Source organism: Aquitalea sp. ASV11 (assembly GCF_016429185.1).
Taxonomy (GTDB): domain Bacteria; phylum Pseudomonadota; class Gammaproteobacteria; order Burkholderiales; family Chromobacteriaceae; genus Aquitalea; species Aquitalea pelogenes.
Genome location: NZ_JAELUD010000233.1, coordinates 1 through 303, shown reverse-complemented (window position 1 = coordinate 303; position 303 = coordinate 1). Strand labels below are relative to the sequence as shown.

Sequence of the window (303 nt, the reverse complement as noted above, 5' to 3'; positions counted from 1 at the left end):
GCCAATTGCGCCGCCCCAGATCAGGCCATTGAAGATGCTGACGCCCAGTTCCTTGCGCCACAAGCGCCAGGCCTGATTCACCTGCATCTGCCCCATGGCCAGGGCGCGTACGATCATGGTGATGGTCCTGTCTCTTATACACATCTGACGCTGCCGACGAACAGTAAGATGTGGGGGTGGGGGTGGGGGGGGGGGGGGGGGGGGGGGGGGGGGGGGGGGGGGGGGGGGGGGGGGGGGGGGGGGGGGGGGGGGGGGGGGGGGGGGGGGGGGGGGGGGGGGGGGGGGGGGGGGGGGGGGGGGGGG

1 protein-coding gene is annotated in these 303 nt (G+C 75.6%); it reads right to left on the bottom strand.

Annotated elements, in window-relative coordinates:
• A partial coding sequence (locus JHD62_RS21905; protein WP_199104643.1) for a magnesium transporter occupies positions 1-303 on the bottom strand: 303 nt, incomplete at both ends.